At 59.9% G+C, this 14,702-nt stretch carries 14 protein-coding genes and 1 pseudogene; 7 read left to right on the top strand and 8 right to left on the bottom strand.

Annotated elements, in window-relative coordinates; all coding sequences use genetic code 11:
* Nucleotides 1–567: 567 nt before the first annotated feature.
* On the bottom strand, nt 568–891 hold the full coding sequence (gene fdxA / locus JN403_RS23865; RefSeq protein WP_037014184.1) for a ferredoxin FdxA: 324 nt from the start codon (nt 889–891) through the stop codon (nt 568–570).
* A 238-nt stretch (nt 892–1,129) separates the two neighbouring features.
* Nucleotides 1,130–3,697, bottom strand: a complete 2,568-nt coding sequence (gene mutS, locus JN403_RS23860) for a DNA mismatch repair protein MutS (protein ID WP_205487661.1) — start codon at nt 3,695–3,697, stop codon at nt 1,130–1,132.
* Between the two features lie 495 nt (nt 3,698–4,192).
* Between mutS and JN403_RS23855 the strand changes: the two genes are divergently transcribed.
* The 3 genes from JN403_RS23855 (at nt 4,193) to recX (ending at nt 6,319) form a co-directional block, all read left to right on the top strand.
* The gene (locus JN403_RS23855; protein WP_345945829.1) at nt 4,193–4,693 is read left to right on the top strand and encodes a CinA family protein; all 501 of its coding nucleotides are present in this window, start codon (nt 4,193–4,195) and stop codon (nt 4,691–4,693) included.
* Nucleotides 4,694–4,778: 85 nt separating this feature from the next.
* A complete protein-coding gene (recA, locus tag JN403_RS23850; protein ID WP_065989790.1) occupies nt 4,779–5,843 on the top strand; it encodes a recombinase RecA in 1,065 nt (354 codons plus the stop codon).
* A gap of 8 nt (nt 5,844–5,851) precedes the next feature.
* Nucleotides 5,852–6,319 carry a recombination regulator RecX gene (recX, locus tag JN403_RS23845; RefSeq protein ID WP_205484574.1) on the top strand — a complete coding sequence of 156 codons (468 nt, stop codon included), beginning with the start codon at nt 5,852–5,854 and terminating at the stop codon, nt 6,317–6,319.
* Nucleotides 6,320–6,367: 48 nt separating this feature from the next.
* Here recX and JN403_RS23840 read toward each other — a convergent pair whose 3' ends face one another.
* Both JN403_RS23840 and JN403_RS23835 read right to left on the bottom strand, forming a co-directional pair.
* Nucleotides 6,368–7,483: an LOG family protein gene (locus tag JN403_RS23840; RefSeq protein WP_205484572.1), complete on the bottom strand. Its 1,116-nt coding sequence runs from the start codon at nt 7,481–7,483 to the stop codon at nt 6,368–6,370.
* Between the two features lie 375 nt (nt 7,484–7,858).
* A complete protein-coding gene (locus JN403_RS23835) occupies nt 7,859–8,284 on the bottom strand; it encodes a quorum-sensing-regulated virulence factor family protein (protein WP_172610999.1) in 426 nt (141 codons plus the stop codon).
* Between the two features lie 221 nt (nt 8,285–8,505).
* On the opposite strand from JN403_RS23835, the gene JN403_RS23830 reads away from it, so the two are divergent.
* Nucleotides 8,506–9,237 carry a tRNA-uridine aminocarboxypropyltransferase gene (locus tag JN403_RS23830; RefSeq protein WP_205487653.1) on the top strand — a complete coding sequence of 244 codons (732 nt, stop codon included), beginning with the start codon at nt 8,506–8,508 and terminating at the stop codon, nt 9,235–9,237.
* 60 nt (nt 9,238–9,297) lie between these two features.
* Here JN403_RS23830 and JN403_RS23825 read toward each other — a convergent pair whose 3' ends face one another.
* Nucleotides 9,298–10,182, bottom strand: a complete 885-nt coding sequence (locus JN403_RS23825) for a DMT family transporter (protein WP_205484571.1) — start codon at nt 10,180–10,182, stop codon at nt 9,298–9,300.
* Nucleotides 10,183–10,357: 175 nt separating this feature from the next.
* On the opposite strand from JN403_RS23825, the gene erdR reads away from it, so the two are divergent.
* Nucleotides 10,358–11,005 (top strand): response regulator transcription factor ErdR, encoded by a 648-nt coding sequence (gene erdR, locus JN403_RS23820; protein WP_065989781.1) that lies wholly within the window; start codon nt 10,358–10,360, stop codon nt 11,003–11,005.
* Between the two features lie 106 nt (nt 11,006–11,111).
* Nucleotides 11,112–11,480, top strand: a complete 369-nt coding sequence (locus JN403_RS23815; protein ID WP_122537394.1) for a diacylglycerol kinase — start codon at nt 11,112–11,114, stop codon at nt 11,478–11,480.
* A 28-nt stretch (nt 11,481–11,508) separates the two neighbouring features.
* Here the strand turns inward: JN403_RS23815 and JN403_RS23810 are convergent, their stop codons facing one another.
* Nucleotides 11,509–12,435, bottom strand: a complete 927-nt coding sequence (locus tag JN403_RS23810) for a LysR family transcriptional regulator (RefSeq protein WP_065989779.1) — start codon at nt 12,433–12,435, stop codon at nt 11,509–11,511.
* 123 nt (nt 12,436–12,558) lie between these two features.
* On the opposite strand from JN403_RS23810, the gene fpr reads away from it, so the two are divergent.
* Nucleotides 12,559–13,338, top strand: coding sequence for a ferredoxin-NADP reductase (fpr, locus tag JN403_RS23805; protein ID WP_065989778.1), 780 nt, complete (start codon nt 12,559–12,561; stop codon nt 13,336–13,338).
* Nucleotides 13,339–13,516: 178 nt separating this feature from the next.
* Here the strand turns inward: fpr and tsaA are convergent.
* Nucleotides 13,517–14,223, bottom strand: a pseudogene (gene tsaA, locus JN403_RS23800) (tRNA (N6-threonylcarbamoyladenosine(37)-N6)-methyltransferase TrmO).
* A 17-nt stretch (nt 14,224–14,240) separates the two neighbouring features.
* On the bottom strand, nt 14,241–14,702 hold the full coding sequence (locus JN403_RS23795) for a DUF1456 family protein (protein WP_074891250.1): 462 nt from the start codon (nt 14,700–14,702) through the stop codon (nt 14,241–14,243).

Here is a 14,702-nt window from a genome sequence, read left to right as displayed (position 1 = left end):
AGAGTGGGCGTTCGTTATATCAAGCGGTATGAAAGCCCCGACGAGTCGGGGCTTTTTTATGTCGATCCAATGTGAGTTAGATGGACGTCTCATGACAGCGTCTTGAGAGGTCGATGATCTTTTTCACAATCAGGTAAGTGATGCTTACTCATGCTGTAAGCAGTTTCTTACGCGTCCTGTGAGTTATCGTCTCTTCTTTGGCTGATCATGTCTCCGTCAGGTGAAAGCCAATAGTTATCCTGTTGATTTAGTTGGCAATTTAAAACTGGCGTCAGTCAGTGGCTGAATTTTCCTGAAAACTCTCGGCCCTTGCCCTGACCGTTTAAATCACTAAGATCAGTCCTGTACCGACGGATTGGTACAGGCGGTCAAGGAAGACTGCTCAAGGACATCGCAGGACGCGATTCATCAGGATGATGAACACGGATTGAAGGGATTAAGGAAAAATGTGGGCGGGTCATACCGCCCCTTTTTTCGTCTGTAGAAAAGTGCGGCTGCAACCACCTCACTACGCAAAAAGGCCCCGAAGGGCCTTTTGCATCAGCGGGCGCTCGATGCTTCGGAAGCTTAGCGCTCCAGGTCCGCGATCTTGCCGGTCTTGCCATCCCACTCCGCCGCATCCGGCAACGCGTCCTTGCGTTCAGTGATGTTGGGCCAGACGTCGGCCAGCTCAGCATTCAGCTGAATGAAATTCTCCATGCCGGCCGGAATCTCGTCTTCGGAGAAGATCGCATTCGCAGGACATTCCGGCTCGCACAGGGCGCAGTCGATGCACTCGTCCGGGTGAATCACCAGGAAGTTCGGGCCTTCGTAAAAGCAGTCCACCGGACAGACTTCTACGCAGTCGGTGTACTTGCACTTGATGCAGTTGTCGGTGACGACGAAGGTCATTTCTAATTCTCTCCTCAGGCGGCGGCAGCAAGGCCGTTCAGTCCGGCTTGCCAGGTACGGGACGTCCCCGGCCGTAAAACTCAGCTTCTCGAGCAACGCGGCAGGCAAGGTGTCCTGCGCGGCGATGTCCGACCTTGGTTCGCTGCGTTCAAACGCGGCCAGGTGCGCTGTGAAGCCAGGCTAAAAGCTCACAGCGTCCCGAACCGCGCGGGATTCTAACAGCTTGTTACGAATCACGTTAGATGCGTGTCTTCATCGAATACAACAACTCAAGCGCCTGGCGCGGCGTCAGGTCGTCGATCTTCAGGTTCGACAACTCGTCCAGAACAGGGTGCGGCAAGCTTGCAAACATGTCGCTCTGCATCGGCAGCGGCGGTTTGCCCGGCTTGGCCTTGGGCTGTTCGTGGGGCAGGCTGGTGGCCTCCAGGCGCAGCAGATGCTCCTTGGCTCGCGTGATGACGCGCCCCGGCACGCCGGCCAGTTGCGCCACGGCAAGACCATAACTCTGGCTCGCCGGGCCCGGCAGCACGCGATGCAGGAAGACAATGCGCTCGTTGTGCTCGGTGGCATTCAGGTGCACGTTGGCCACCAGCGGCTCGCTCTCCGGCAACACGGTCAGCTCGAAATAATGGGTGGCGAACAGCGTGTACGCACGAAGCTGGGCGAGGCATTCCGCCGCAGCCCACGCCAGCGAAAGCCCGTCGAAGGTGCTGGTGCCGCGTCCGACTTCATCCATCAGCACCAGGCTTTTGTCCGTGGCGTTGTGCAGGATGTTCGCCGTCTCGCTCATCTCCACCATGAAGGTGGAGCGTCCGCCGGCCAGGTCATCGCTTGAACCGATACGCGTGAAGATACGGTCGACCAGTGAAAGCTCGCAGCTCGCCGCCGGCACGAAGCTGCCGATATGCGCCAGCAACACGATCAAAGCAGTCTGGCGCATGTAGGTGGATTTACCGCCCATGTTTGGACCGGTGATCACCAGCATGCGCGTGTTGTCGTTCAGATCAAGGTCGTTGGCCACGAACGGCGATGACAACACCTGCTCCACCACCGGATGCCGACCTTGCTCGATGCGCATGCACGGCTCATCGGTGAAACGCGGACGGTTCAGGTCCAGATTCAGCGCACGCTCGGCCAGGTTGCTCAGCACATCCAACTCGGCCAGCGCGGCGGCTGTGTCCTGCAGCGGCGCCAGGTGGCCGATCAGGTCTTCCAGCAGCGTCTCATAGAGCATTTTTTCCCGAGCCAGCGCGCGGCTCTTGGCTGACAACGCCTTGTCTTCGAATTCCTTGAGCTCAGGGGTGATAAAACGCTCGGCGCCCTTGAGCGTCTGGCGGCGGATGTAATCGGCCGGCGCCTGCTCCGCCTGCTTGCTCGGCAGCTCGATGAAGTAACCATGCACGCGGTTGTAGCCGACCTTGAGGTTGGCCAGGCCTGTGCGTGCCTTTTCGCGGGTTTCCAGATCGATGAGGAACTGCCCGGCGTTCTCGCTCAGGGACAGCAATTCATCGAGCTCGGCGTCGTATCCGGTCTTCAGGACGCCGCCGTCGCGAATCACCGCAGGTGGATTGTCGATGATCGCGCGTTGCAGCAGGTCAGCCAGCTCCGGGTAGGTGCTCGCGGTTTTCGCCAATTGCTGAATGTGCGGCGCTTCAAGCTCGGCCAGGGCCAATTGCAGTTCGGGCAACGCGCTCAGGGCATCACGCAGTCGCGCCAGGTCCCGAGGACGGGCATTGCGCAGGCCGATACGCGCAAGAATGCGCTCGATGTCGCCGATCTCTTTCAACTGCGGCTGCAGGTTCTCGAAGCGGTAGCGCTCGAGGAAGCAGCCAATAGACTCTTGCCGGGCCTGGAGGATGTGCAGATCGCGCAACGGTCGGTTCAGCCAACGGGTCAGCAAGCGCGTTGCCATGGCGGTCTGACAGCGATCCATCACCGACTGCAGCGTGTTGTCGCGCCCACCCGAGAGGTTGGTGTCGAGTTCCAGATTGCGGCGGCTAGCCCCATCCAGAATCACCGTGTCGTCGAGGCGCTCATGGCGCAGGCTGCGCAGGTGTGGCAATGCCGTGCGCTGGGTCTCCTTGGCGTAGCTCAGCAGGCAGCCGGCCGCGCCGATCGCCAGGGTGAGGTTCTCGCAGCCGAAGCCTTTGAGATCCTGAGTCGAGAACTGCTGGCACAGGCTTTTGTGCGCCGAGTCGCGCTCGAAGTCCCATGGCGCGCGACGACGGGCACCGCGGCGTTTCTCTGCGGGCAACCCTTGGGGCCAGTCATCGGGAATCAGCAGCTCGACCGGATTGATGCGCTCAAGCTCGGCCAGCAGGTTTTCCCAGCCCTTGATTTCCAGCACGGTGAAATTGCCGCTGGTGATGTCCAGCACGGCGAGGCCGAACAGGCGTTCGTCACCCAGCACGGCGGCGATCAGGTTATCCCGACGCTCGTCCAGCAAGGCTTCGTCGCTGACCGTGCCCGGCGTGATGATGCGCACCACCTGACGATCGACCGGGCCTTTGCTGGTGGCCGGATCGCCAATCTGTTCGCAGATGACGACTGACTCGCCGAGCTTCACCAGCTTGGCCAGATAGCCTTCCGCTGCGTGATAGGGGATGCCGCACATGGGAATGCTTTGCCCCGCTGACTGGCCCCGCGCAGTCAGCGTGATGTCGAGCAGCTTGGCCGCCTTCTTGGCGTCTTCGTAGAAGATCTCGTAGAAGTCACCCATGCGATAGAACATCAGCTGATCGGGATGCTGATTTTTCAACCGCCAGTATTGCTGCATCATCGGGGTATGCGAGGACAGGTCGGAAATTGCTTTATTCATCAGTTATTTAGGCAAATTCTGTAGGGGATTGAGGCAAGTTTCGGGCGACGGCGGGGATTCCACCTACGTGGCTCGACGTCGGATCCGATTGCTTTTGCGATGGCGGCAAGGTTACCACGCACGTTCGCGGGCCGCAGGTCCGGCTGATTCGTCACGGCGCGTTTCCGAACCGACACGAAGCGCTTCGAGCTGGCTAGGATGTCGAGCACCGCCCGACGGGAGGCGGCATTATCGACAAGGATTGCCCTATGCAACGCAAGCGAGGACGAGATTCAACCAACGGCCGTTTCATCCCTCTGGAGGAGGCCAAGCGAAGGCCACGGGAAACCATCGTGGAAACAGTCAAGAAACCCTGCCCCGAGAAACCGGAGCGCAAATAGAGGGCTCGCAGGCATGAACCGGATTCGGATCGCGTCCTGTGTTGCACATCAACCCGGCTGGTGTAGCGTGTCTACTTTGCCTCGACCGATACGGAGAACCCCTTTGGACGACATTACCCACCTGGCAGCAACCTTGGGTCAGCAACTGTTGGCAGCGGGCGCGCAGGTCAGCACGGCCGAATCCTGCACCGGAGGCGGCATCGCCGAAGCCATCACCCGTATCCCCGGAAGTTCGGCCTGGTTCGAGGCCGGCTATGTCACCTACTCCAACCGGCAGAAGACCCGACAGCTGGCGGTGCCGGAAGCGCTGTTCGCCCAGGTCGGCGCCGTCAGTCGCGAGGTGGTCGAGGCCATGGCCAAGGGCGCGCAGGCCAATAGCGGCGCGCAGTTTTCAGTCGCGGTCAGCGGCGTGGCCGGACCGGACGGCGGCTCGGCGGAGAAACCCGTTGGCACTGTGTGGGTCTGCTGGGGCATGGCGGAACGATTGATCGCCGAGTGCCTTCTATTTGCAGGTGACCGTGATGCGGTTCGCCGACAAACGGTGATCGCCGCGCTAGAGGGGCTTGTCCGCCTCTCTCGCGGAGAAATACCAAATCAGGGGTAGGCGCGCGTCAGGCCCTGTGGAATAATACTGGCTACTTATACAGTTATATCGGCCGTCAAGGCCTAACCTATTACGAGAGGATTCAATGGACGACAACAAGAAGAAAGCCTTGGCTGCGGCCTTGGGTCAGATCGAGCGTCAATTCGGCAAAGGTGCCGTAATGCGCATGGGTGACCATGACCGCCAGGCTATTCCTGCTATCTCCACCGGTTCGCTGGGTCTCGATATCGCACTTGGTATCGGTGGCCTGCCAAAAGGCCGGATCGTTGAAATCTACGGCCCGGAATCTTCGGGTAAAACCACCCTCACTCTGTCCGTCATCGCAGAAGCCCAGAAAATGGGCGCCACCTGCGCATTCGTCGACGCCGAGCACGCGCTCGATCCAGAGTACGCCGGCAAGCTGGGCGTCAACGTCGATGACCTGCTGGTCTCCCAGCCAGACACCGGCGAGCAGGCCCTCGAAATCACCGACATGCTGGTGCGTTCGAACGCGATCGACGTCATCGTCGTCGACTCCGTTGCCGCCCTCGTTCCGAAGGCTGAAATCGAAGGCGAAATGGGCGACATGCACGTCGGCCTGCAAGCCCGATTGATGTCCCAGGCGCTGCGTAAGATCACCGGTAACATCAAGACTGCCAACTGCCTCGTTATCTTCATCAACCAGATCCGTATGAAGATCGGCGTGATGTTCGGCAGCCCGGAAACAACAACCGGTGGTAACGCGCTGAAGTTCTACGCGTCGGTCCGTCTGGACATCCGCCGTACAGGCGCGGTCAAGGAAGGCGACGAAGTCGTCGGTAGCGAAACCCGCGTCAAAGTCGTCAAGAACAAGGTGGCCCCGCCGTTCCGTCAGGCTGAGTTCCAGATTCTCTACGGCAAGGGCATCTACCGTAACGGCGAGATCATCGACCTCGGCGTGCTGCACGGTCTGCTGGAGAAATCCGGTGCCTGGTACAGCTACCAGGGCAGCAAGATCGGTCAGGGTAAAGCCAACTCCGCGAAGTTCCTGGCGGACAACCCGGAAATCGGCACCACCCTCGAACGGCAGATTCGCGAGAAGCTGCTGACGGCAGCGCCTGATGTGAAGGCCCAGTCGTCCCGCGTAGCGGCAGACGATGTGGCTGAAGTTGAAGCTGACGCGGATATCTGATCCCCGCCATGCCTGCTTTGCTTGATACCCCCGTCGCTGTCAGGCGGACTGCAATGGACCTGCTCGCGCGACGCGAGCACGGTCGTGTCGAGCTGACGCGCAAGTTGCGTCAGCGCGGCGCACCTCCCGAATTGATTGATGCGGCGCTCGACCGTCTGACGGAAGAGGGTCTGCTGTCTGAATCCCGATACCTCGAAAGCTTTGTTTCCTACCGTGCCCGTTCTGGCCACGGCCCTTTGCGTATCCGCGAGGAGCTGGGGCAACGCGGTTTGGCGCGCCCGGACATTGAGCAGGCGCTGCGCGAGTGCGGCGTGGACTGGTGGGAAAAACTGGAAGCGCTGTGGCAGCGCAAGTTCAGCGGCCAACTGCCCAGAGATGCCCGCGAGCGGGGGCAGCAAATGCGCTTTTTGAGCTATCGCGGATACCCGCCCGAGCTGATTGGTCGTTTGCTGAGTGGTAAGGGAAACGACGACTGAAACGTGATTGGCTTGAAGGCGTGCAAGAACGCCCTTAAGCATTGCACGTTAAATCGATTTTGCGGGCTCGGTTGCTTGGGCCTGCTGAGATTGCGCAGGTGTCGCCCAGTTCTCCTCCAGGTTTATGAAGTCCACCAGCTCGCGCAAGCGGCCGTGATTACGGCCGTTAAAGGCAAACGCCAGACGCGTGAGATGGCTGAACTGCGCATCGTCATATTCGTCTTGATGGCCGTATTGCTGGAAGTCGCCGCTTAACCGTAGATCGGCGAACCTGTCCTGCAGGGCGCTCAGCGCCTGTTCGCTCAACGCATGGTGCATGCGGATGACGAAGGTGTTCTTCAGCCAGCGGCTGGAGTGGAAGTTGCTATAAAAGCGGTTGATCTCGGCGACAGCCTCATCGGCGCTGTACACCAGCTTCATCAGGTTCATGTCCGTGGGTAAAATGTATTTGTTTGCCTCCAGCTCATTCTTGATGAAACCGAGCGCGCCTTCCCAGAACGTGCCTCCCGGTGCATCCAGCAGCACGATAGGAACCAGCGGGCTTTTGCCGGTCTGGATCAGCGTCAGCACTTCCAGCGCTTCATCGAGGGTGCCAAACCCACCGGGGCAGAGCACCAGCGCATCGGCCTCTTTGACGAAAAACAGCTTACGCGTGAAGAAGAAGTGGAACGGCAGCAGATTGCCGGTGCCATCCACGGTCGCATTGGCGTGCTGCTCGAACGGCAGGGTGATGTTGAAGCCCAGGCTGTGATCCAGGCCTGCGCCTTCATGGGCCGCGGCCATGATCCCGCCACCGGCACCGGTGATGACCATCAGGTCGGAGGCGGCCAGTTGCTTGCCCAGTTCACGGGCCAAAGCATAAACGGGGTGTTCCAAGGGCGTGCGTGCGGAGCCGAACACCGTGACCTTGCGGCGGCCTTTGAAGCGTTCAAGCACTCGAAAGGCATTCTCCAGCTCGCGTAATGCTTGCAGGGTGATTTTGGCATTCCAGCGATTGAGATCGTCCTGGGCCATGCGCAGGACGGTCAGGGTCATGTCGCGGTAGAGCGGAAGATTGGGGCTGTCCGGAGCAACCGAACCGAGGAGTTCTTCGACCTTTAGGGTGAGGTCGTTTCCGTTGCTCTGAAAGTGCTGAGACAACGCATCACTGGGTACGTACGGCATTCACGCTTTCTCCTTCTGCAGAATCATTGACCGCCGCCAGGGGCGGGATCGCGACGCTTCATGCGTCGGCGTGCGCAGCGCATCCGAAGGTAAGGGAGGCATCAGACCTGCGCGGCGCCCGATTCTGGACTAATCCGTGGTTGAAAAGAGAAAACATTGATGGCAACCGGCGCCGCAGGCAACCCTTTCTTGCATGCAAAATGTGATGAGGCAGAACGGGCACGGCCAAACGAAAATCAGGCATCAGGATCAGCGATCAAGCAGCGGGGGGACGTGCTGAGTGGCGTGGATTTGAATGGGGTCTGTAGCGGGGAGGGAGAGCAAGGCTGCGCGTTGAAAAGATATCGAAACACGCAGCCCGTAAAGCCGGTTACATCACTTCTTGTGGGCAGGGGGTTTGGCAGCGCAGTCCGCCGCTTTGATTTCCTGAGTCGTGATGAGCTTGTTGGTTTTGTATTCGGTGAACTGGTAACGCAGGATCGCGCCCTTGGCCATAAGTTGACGGTAACCGGCGTTGCGGCACACGCTGCCGCCCAGCTGACCGCGGACATCGTCCGGGTGTTCACGCATTTGAGCGGCCTGGCCAGACTGCACACTCAGGTGATTGATCAGCATCTTGCCTTCAACGGTATAGCCCTCGTCGAGGATGTCTTCGTTGATGGCGCGTGGCGTGCCGACACTGCTTTCCTTCGCGACTTTATCAAGCATCTGGCTCAGTTCGTAATCCTGCTTGGACGCCGCGTTGGCGCACAGTGGAGCGACGAGCAAAAGCGTGAGAGTGGGGGCGATGAGGCGCAGCATTGAATTCTCCTGGTGCATGGACGGGTGGGGCAGAGGCAGGCCGTTGGACCGGCGACATCCCGAGGCGTTCACTGCTGAGTGAGTGCTCTCAAGGCCGGCCAGTATAGGGGAGGAGCCTCGGCGGACACCAGAGAACACGGCGCGTCGGGCTGCGTCTGATAGAATGCCGCGACTTTTCGACCTGCCGGATGCCCCTCGTGTCACTGCCTTCCTACCCGTCAATGGCCCAGACTGTTTTTCACACGAATTCGGTCGCACGTCTGAGAGATGAGCGGGAGGAGGAGAGTACGAAGCCTTACTTGGCCCGCGGATCACGTGCGCCAAGGTGCCATTACTGTCGCGTGATCGAAAGTCACTGCCTTTGCAGATGGCGTCCCAAGGTCGAGGCACAATCAGGGGTGTGCCTCATCATGACGAAAAAAGAGGTGTTTAAACCCAGCAACACGGGTTGGCTCATCGCAGACGTCATTCCTGATAACCACGCCTTCGTATGGTCACGCACCGAAACTGATGAAAAGCTGATTGCATTGCTCAATGATCCGCAATGGCAGCCCTATCTGGTTTTTCCGGGTGAGTACGTAGCGGCCGAGCGCGTCACTAACACCGTGACGATCAACCCGAACAAGAGACCGCTGTTTGTGCTGATTGACGCGACCTGGACTGAAGCGAGGAAGATCTTCCGTAAAAGCGCTTACTTTGATTCGATCCCGATTTTGAGCCTGATTCCCGAGAAGCTCTCACGATATAAATTGAGACGCTCCACCCGCAGCGAACATCTCTGTACCGCTGAAGTGGCCGCACTGTGTTTCGATCTGGCCGGCGATACTGAGGCAGGCTCTGCGTTGAGTTGTTATTTCGATGTGTTCAGTCAGCACTATTTAGGGGCTAAAAACCAGTTACCCCTCGACTTGCTAAGCGACGCCCATCAAGAGCTGAAGGGTTACCTCGAGTAGTCATCAGTTGTGCCGCCGCCCGCGAGCCGCATCAAAGCGGCTCGCAATAGAAGCTTTATCTCAGGCGAGGGTTTTCTTCGGCCACAACTGCGCCAGTAGCATCCCTGCCAGCATCAGTCCGCAACCGATATAACCGCGCAGTTGCAACGCCTCTCCAAGAATCCAGGCCCCGGCGATGGCGGCGAATACGGCCTCCAGCGAAAGGATGATGGCCGCGTGGGAGGCAATGGCGTGTTTCTGCGCGACCACTTGCAGTGTGTAACCCACGCCGACCGCGACGATGCCGCCGTAGAGCAGGGCAGGGCCCGCGTCGATGATCGCGTTGAGGGCGATCGGTTCGAAGAGCACTGCCAGCAGCAGACTCACCACCGAACAGATGGCGAACTGCAGAAAGGCCAGACGGATCGGGTCGTGGCGGCTGGCGAACAGACTGACCAACACCACGTGGCCGCCCCACACGAACGCGCCGATCAGCTGCAGCCAATCCCCCGAAGCGACATGAAAGTTATCGCCAATGCTCAGCAGGCACATGCCGACCACCGCCAGCAGGCAGCCCAGCCAGGTGCCCAGCCCGGTTTTATGACCAAGGAGCAAGCCCAGCAACGGAACTACAATCACGTACAGGCCGGTGATGAAGCCGGAGTTGGTCACGCTGGTAAACAGCAGGCCGACCTGTTGCAGGTTGATGCCCAGTGCCAGCGCCAGGCCCATGATGATGCCGGCGCGCAGCATGCCGCGATTGAGCAAGGGCTCCGGCACGCGCGCTGTTTTGGCGTTGCGCAGAATCAGCGGGATCAGGCAGAGGGAGCCGAGCGCGAAGCGCAGGCCCGAGAACAGGTACGGACCGATGTGATCCATCCCGGCGGTTTGAGCGACAAAGCCGGTGCCCCAGATCAATGCGGTCAGGAGCATGAGCAGGTCCGCTCGCAGGGCATGGTTTGGCATGGTGGCACTCGTTAGGTCGGGGGCGCAGACTTTGCCGCAAAGCATCAGGCTTGACCACCCCGACTTCGCTGGGCATCCTTGGCGCCGCTCACGTACGGTCCCTGTGTCAAGATGTCGCGGGCTGCCTCATTGGGTGTTGAATCCGTCGGCGCTGAGTCATTTAAAGGATCATGAAATGCCATACGAAATCCTGATTGCCGACGACCATCCCCTGTTTCGCAGCGCCCTGCACCAGGCGCTGAGCCTTGGGCTCGGGCCGGACGCAAGGCTGGTCGAGGCCGAGAGCATCGCTGATCTGGAAGCGCGACTGACCGAGAAGTCCGACTGGGATCTGGTCCTGCTGGACCTGAACATGCCCGGCGCTTATGGCTTTTCGGGGCTGGTGTTGTTGCGCGGCCAGTACCCGCAAGTGCCGGTGGTGATGGTGTCTGCCCAGGAGGAGGCCGCGGTCGTGGTCAAGTCCCGTGAATTCGGCGCCAGCGGTTTCATCCCTAAATCCAGTTCCCTTGAAACCATTCAGAAAGCCGTACGAACGGTGCTGGATGGCGATGTCTGGTGGCCCCCGCAGGTTAATGAAAGCATCAGCGTGTCGCCGGAGGCCAAGGCCGCCAGCGAAGGCCTTGCCAGCCTGACGCCCCAACAGTTTCGCGTGCTGACGATGGTCTGTGAGGGGCTGCTGAACAAGCAGATCGCCTACGAGCTGAGCGTGTCGGAGGCGACGATCAAGGCCCACGTCACGGCGATCTTTCGCAAGCTCAATGTGCGCACCCGAACCCAGGCGGCCTTACTGCTGCAACAATTGGAATCCATTCCGCAGAGCTGATTCCCCGGAATCAGGCTCAGCCCCGGGCTTTGCGCGGCCGACCTTCACACTTTTTTGACCGGCGCCGCACTAGCCTCCACCGCTTTCATTCATCAGTAGTTTTCCTATGACGTCCCCATTCAAAGGCCAGACCGGCCTGAAACGCATTCTCAACGCCTCCGGCTATTCCTTCGACGGTTTGACCGCTGCATTCAAAGGCGAAGCCGCCTTCCGTCAACTGGTGCTGCTCAACGTCATATTGATCCCGCTTTCCTTCGTGTTTCACGTCAGCCGAGGCGAGCGCGCGATCCTGATCGCGGTGTGCCTGTTGGCGCTGATCGTCGAACTGCTGAACTCGGCGATCGAAGCCGCGATTGACCGAATCTCCCTCGACCGCCACCCGCTGTCGAAGAACGCCAAAGACATGGGCAGCGCCGCACAGTTTGTGGCGCTGAGCATGATCGCCGTGGTGTGGGGCCTGATCCTGTTGGGCTGACCTTCACCTTTGATAGTCGGGCGGCGCCTCAGGCAATGCTCGGCAGGACGATTTCGTCGCTGCGGTTAACACCGGCGGTGAATGAGCGACAGAGGTCGAGAAACTCGCGGATAGCCGACGTCTGATATTTCTGCTTGTGCCAGATGAAGTAGAACTGGCGCACCAGGTCCAGCTCCGGCGTTTCAACGGCCACGAGGCTGCCCCGGCGAAAGGCGTCCCGCAGGGCCAGACGCGAGATGCAGCCGATTCCCAGCCCTGACTCCACGGCGCGCTTGATGGCCTCGGTGTGTTCCAGCTCCAGCCTCACGTTCAGGCTGTTCAGGTGATGACGCATGGCCTGATCGAAGGTCAGCCGCGTCCCCGAGCCCTGTTCCCGCAAGATCCACGCCTCGCGCGTCAGTTCCTCCAGCGACGCCCGGCCCTTTTTGGCCAGCGGGTGCTGAGGAGCGCAGAACACCACCAGTTCATCCTCGACCCAGGTCTGCACTTCGATGTCCGGGTGGCTGCAGTCGCCTTCGATCAAGCCCAGATCAATCTCGTAGTGGGCAACCTGCTGAACGATGTTCGCAGTATTTTGCACATGCAGCTTCACCTGGCTTTCAGGGTGGCGCTGCATGAAGCTGCCGATCAGCAGGGTCGCCAGGTAGTTGCCGATGGTGAGCGTTGCACCGACCGCCAGCGAGCCGAAGCCGGACTTGCCGTTGAGCAGGTCTTCGATCTCCTTGGCCTGATCGAGCAGGGCAACGGCCTGAGGTAAGAGTTGCCGGCCGGTCGCGTTGAGGCTCAGCCGTTTACCGGCCCGGTCAAATAGCTGGCAGCTGGACTGGCGTTCCAGTTCAGTAATGGAAGTGCTCGCCGCCGATTGCGACAAGGACAGCAGCACCGCGGCGCGGGAAACGCTTTCCTGTTGGGCGACGGCGACGAACACCTGGAGCTGACGGAGAGTAAATCGCATATCTATATAACCGATAACCCATATCTTGATAATTCAGTTAACAGATATTGTGTCTGCCACTAGAATGTCGCGCAATGGCGCATTCGATTGGCGCACGTTATTTATCAGGAGCTCCCACGTACCATGAGCAACATGAATCACGAGCGTGTCCTCAGCGTTCATCACTGGAACGACACCCTCTTCAGTTTCAAGTGCACCCGTGATCCTGGCCTGCGCTTCGAGAACGGTCAGTTCGTCATGATCGGTCTGCAGCAGCCAAACGGGCGCCCGCTCATGCGTGCCTACTCCATTGCCAGCCCGAACTGGGAAGAGCATCTGGAGTTCTTCAGCATCAAGGTGCCGGACGGCCCGCTGACCTCGCAGCTGCAGCATCTGAAGGAAGGCGACGAGATCATCATCAGCAAGAAGCCTACGGGTACGCTGGTGCTGGACGACCTCAAGCCGGGCAAACACCTTTACCTGCTCAGCACCGGTACCGGTCTGGCGCCATTCATGAGCGTGATCCAGGACCCCGAAACCTATGAGCGTTTCGAGAAGGTCATCCTGTGCCACGGCGTGCGTTATGTGAACGAAGTGGCTTACCGCGAGTTCATCACCGAGCACTTGCCGCAGAACGAATTCTTCGGCGAGATGCTGCGCGACAAGCTGATCTATTACCCGACCGTAACCCGCGAGCCGTTCGAAAACGAAGGCCGCCTGACTGATCTGATGCGCAGCGGCAAGTTGTTCAGCGACATCGGTCTGCCGCCGATCAACCCGCAGGACGACCGCGCCATGCTGTGCGGCAGCCCGAGCATGCTCGACGAAACCAGCGAAGTGCTCAACAGCTTCGGCCTCACCGTTTCGCCACGTATGCGCGAGCCGGGTGATTACCTGATCGAGCGCGCATTCGTCGAGAAGTAGCCCCCAGAGTAGTAATCGCGCACAGACACGACCCAATCGCCGATGAATCATCCTCGCAGCACTGCGAGGGTGACGTCATCGGCGAATAGGTCAGTACAGGCACCCGCGTTTTTGGGGTCTGAAAAAACCGCCTGGAGGTCACGGACCAGGCGGTTTTTTGTGGGCGGGCGTAACGCGTTTATGAACCGACGGCAGACACCACTTCCAGCACGCAAATGACGCCGGGCTGCGGATAATGCCAGCGAACGTCCAGGTCCCAGAACTGCGCGCCGTAGCGTCGTTCCGGCGTGGGCGTCTGGTAGGCCGGTCGCGGGTCTTGCGCCAGGCACTGCTCAATCAGTTCGATCAGCGGTTCTTCGAGGCGCACCCCGTGTTCGCGGGCCTGCGCCAGCGCCGCATCCCCCACTGCACCGGAATCAGCTCCGGCGCGGCGGCGGCCATGCCGTTGCGCGCATCAGCGATGACATCGGCGTAGGGCACGTAGGGTTTGACGTCCAGCACCGGCGTGCCGTCCAGCAGGTCGATGCCTGACAACCACAGGCGCCCGGCTTCGACCTTGTCCAGCTTGACCACCGACTGACCGATGCCGTTCGGCCGATGGGTCGCGCGCGTGGCGAACACGCCCATCGACTGATTGCCGCCCAAGCGAGGAGGGCGCACCTTGAGTCGCGGCTTGTCCTCCAGGGCCTGATGAAACAGAAACAGCAGCCAGACATGGCTGACCTGTTCCAGGCCCTGCACGGCGTCACCCTGATCGAAAGGCGCAACCAACTCCAGCACGCCCCGGGCGGCAGGCGCCAGTTGCGGCTGCCGTGGAATGGCGAACTTCTCTTTGAAGCACGAGCGCATGAAGCCGATCGGCGAGACGCTATAGCCTTGGGTCATCGACGTAGCCGCAGCGCTTAGCCGCGTACGCGCAGGGTCAGACCGCGCAGGAAGTTGCGCAGCAGTTGGTCGCCGCAGACGCGGTAGTTGGTGTGGCCTGCCTTGCGGAACAGGGCGCTGAGTTCAGGCTTGGACACCGGGAACTCGGAGGCCTTGAGGATCGCGTGCATGTCGTCTTCTTTCAGCTCGAACGCCACACGCAGCTTCTTCAGGACGATGTTGTTGGTGATAGGCAGCTCGACAGGCAGTGGCGGGCGGCTCTCGTCCTTGCCACGCTTGAAGAACACCAGGCCGTCGAGAAAGTGCGCCATGACTTCGTCGCTGCACGGCACGAAGCCTTCTTCTTCGTCTTTCTTCATGTAGGCCGCGACATCGGCTTTGGTCGCGTCGAATCCGCCGAGCTTGATGATATCGACCACTTTTGCGTCGTTGATATCAAGCATGTAACGGATGCTGCGCAGTACATCGTTGTTCATCAT

The sequence above is a fragment of the Pseudomonas sp. 15A4 genome (assembly GCF_016925575.1).
In the GTDB taxonomy this organism is placed as follows: domain Bacteria; phylum Pseudomonadota; class Gammaproteobacteria; order Pseudomonadales; family Pseudomonadaceae; genus Aquipseudomonas.
This window is presented reverse-complemented; position numbering and strand designations above follow the sequence as displayed.

Bases quoted from the DNA above. Each gene is read 5' to 3' on its own strand.
- fdxA (WP_037014184.1), bottom strand. From the start codon at position 891: ATGACCTTCGTCGTCACCGACAACTGCATCAAGTGCAAGTACACCGAC.
- recA (WP_065989790.1), top strand. From the start codon at position 4,779: ATGGACGACAACAAGAAGAAAGCCTTGGCTGCGGCCTTGGGTCAGATC.
- recX (WP_205484574.1), top strand. From the start codon at position 5,852: ATGCCTGCTTTGCTTGATACCCCCGTCGCTGTCAGGCGGACTGCAATG.
- JN403_RS23840 (WP_205484572.1), bottom strand. From the start codon at position 7,483: ATGCCGTACGTACCCAGTGATGCGTTGTCTCAGCACTTTCAGAGCAAC.
- JN403_RS23835 (WP_172610999.1), bottom strand. From the start codon at position 8,284: ATGCTGCGCCTCATCGCCCCCACTCTCACGCTTTTGCTCGTCGCTCCA.
- JN403_RS23830 (WP_205487653.1), top strand. From the start codon at position 8,506: ATGGCCCAGACTGTTTTTCACACGAATTCGGTCGCACGTCTGAGAGAT.
- JN403_RS23825 (WP_205484571.1), bottom strand. From the start codon at position 10,182: ATGCCAAACCATGCCCTGCGAGCGGACCTGCTCATGCTCCTGACCGCA.
- erdR (WP_065989781.1), top strand. From the start codon at position 10,358: ATGCCATACGAAATCCTGATTGCCGACGACCATCCCCTGTTTCGCAGC.
- JN403_RS23815 (WP_122537394.1), top strand. From the start codon at position 11,112: ATGACGTCCCCATTCAAAGGCCAGACCGGCCTGAAACGCATTCTCAAC.
- JN403_RS23810 (WP_065989779.1), bottom strand. From the start codon at position 12,435: ATGCGATTTACTCTCCGTCAGCTCCAGGTGTTCGTCGCCGTCGCCCAA.
- fpr (WP_065989778.1), top strand. From the start codon at position 12,559: ATGAGCAACATGAATCACGAGCGTGTCCTCAGCGTTCATCACTGGAAC.
- JN403_RS23795 (WP_074891250.1), bottom strand. From the start codon at position 14,702: ATGATGAACAACGATGTACTGCGCAGCATCCGTTACATGCTTGATATC.